This window comes from Sphingopyxis sp. (assembly GCF_036402335.1).
Lineage (GTDB): Bacteria > Pseudomonadota > Alphaproteobacteria > Sphingomonadales > Sphingomonadaceae > Sphingopyxis.
In genome coordinates this window covers 1-1,635 of the sequence record NZ_DASWTD010000649.1, presented here as the reverse complement: position 1 = coordinate 1,635, position 1,635 = coordinate 1, and the positions used below count along the sequence as shown (strand labels likewise).

The 1,635-nt window shown below is 64.8% G+C and carries 2 protein-coding genes; both read left to right on the top strand.

What is annotated here, in order from left to right; genetic code table 11:
• On the top strand, window positions 1–922 hold a 922-nt coding region (locus VGD20_RS20795; protein WP_331136273.1), incomplete at its 5' end, for a PDZ domain-containing protein.
• A 123-nt stretch (window positions 923–1,045) separates the two neighbouring features.
• Window positions 1,046–1,414 carry a VOC family protein gene (locus tag VGD20_RS20790; protein ID WP_331136274.1) on the top strand — a complete coding sequence of 123 codons (369 nt, stop codon included), beginning with the start codon at window positions 1,046–1,048 and terminating at the stop codon, window positions 1,412–1,414.
• Window positions 1,415–1,635 lie beyond the last annotated feature (221 nt).

Genomic DNA, 1,635 nt, shown 5'->3' with positions numbered 1-1,635 from the left:
CATCATCTCGGCGGTGCAGCGCAACATCGGCCAGGGCGGCGCCTATGACCGCTATATCCAGACCGATACTGCGATCAACCGCGGCAATTCGGGCGGCCCGTTGTTCGACCTTCAGGGCAATGTCGTCGGCATCAACAATATGCTGATCTCGCCCGTCGGCGCGAACATCGGCGTCAACTTCGCGATCCCCGCCGACGCGGCGATCCCGGTGATCAACGCGTTGCGCGCAGGCGAGAAGATCCAGCGCGGCTATCTGGGGATCGGCATCGCGCCGGTCGACGAGGATCTGGCGGCGGCGCTTGGCCTGCCCAAGGATCGCGGCGAGTTCATTCAGCGCGTCGAGCCCGGGCAGGCGGGCGAAAAGGCCGGGCTGAAGCGCGGCGACGTGGTGACCAAGGTCAACGGCAAGGACGTCACGCCGCAGCAGACTTTGTCGTACATCGTCTCGAACACCAAACCGGGCACGCGTATCCCGCTCGAGATCATCCGCGACGGCAAGGCGATGACGCTGCAAACGCTCGTCGGCACGCGTCCGCCCGAGGAAGAGCTGGCGGGCAGCAATTTCGATCCCGAGGCGGAACAGCCCGAGCCCGAGGATCCGACCGGCGCGGCGGACAAGGCCCTTCAGGACGAGCTCGGCCTGTCGGTGCAGGTCGTGACGCCCGATATCGCGCGCGCGGTGGGGGTCGATGCCGGAACCAAGGGCCTCGTTATCGGCGCCGCGTCGGCGAACAGCGATGCGGGCCGCAAGGGTCTGCGCCGTGGCGACGTGATCCTCAGCGCCAACCGCGTGCCGGTCACGACGAGCGAGGCGCTCGCCAAGGCAGTCGCCGATGCCAAGAAGGCGGGCCGCGATGCGGTGCTGCTCGAAATCCTGCGCCGTGGCGGTCCGTCGGCCTTTATCGCGGTGCGCGTGAAATAAGCTTCGGCTTTCACGCCCATAAAGAGGGGTGCCGCGACCTTCGGGTCCGGCGCCCCTTTTTGTTTGCGCCCCCCGGCTGTCGTTCATATTATGTTCTCATAATATCGAGTCGGGAGAAGGATGATGATTGGCTATGTGACGCTGGGAACGAAGGATCTCGCCAGGGCGGCGGAATTCTATGATGCGATTGCCGCTGAACTGGACACGCCCCGCATGATGGAATTCGACGGCTTCATCGCGTGGGGCAAGCCCGATGGGTGCGCAGGAATCGGGCTGACCAGACCCTTCGACGGCAATGTCGCGACCGTCGGCAATGGCGTGATGGTGGCGCTGCAGGCGAAGGACAAGGACCAGGTCCACCGCCTCCACGAAATCGCGCTGGCGCACGGCGGCACCTGCGAAGGCCCCCCGGGACCGCGCGGCGAGGGATTCTACGCCGGATATTTCCGCGATCCCGACGGCAACAAGCTCAACGCCTTCATCATGGGATGACGCCCCAGGGCCGGTGTCGGTTTCGGGGCGGAGGGCTGCTGCTGCAATATTGTCCAAAGGTCAGTAAAGTTCAGCCCTGTGCGCCGTTCCATTTGACCCTGCCGGGTGCTGGAAGCGCCCGGCCCTGACCGTTTGCCCACACCGGCCGTCAACCGCTTTTGTCCACCCGATGAAATAGCCGGGATGAATGCTGGCATGGCCGGATAATGTAGGAAAGGCCT

Excerpts from the sequence above, each read along its gene's own strand:
- VGD20_RS20790 (WP_331136274.1), top strand. The coding sequence starts at position 1,046 with ATGATTGGCTATGTGACGCTGGGAACGAAGGATCTCGCCAGGGCGGCG.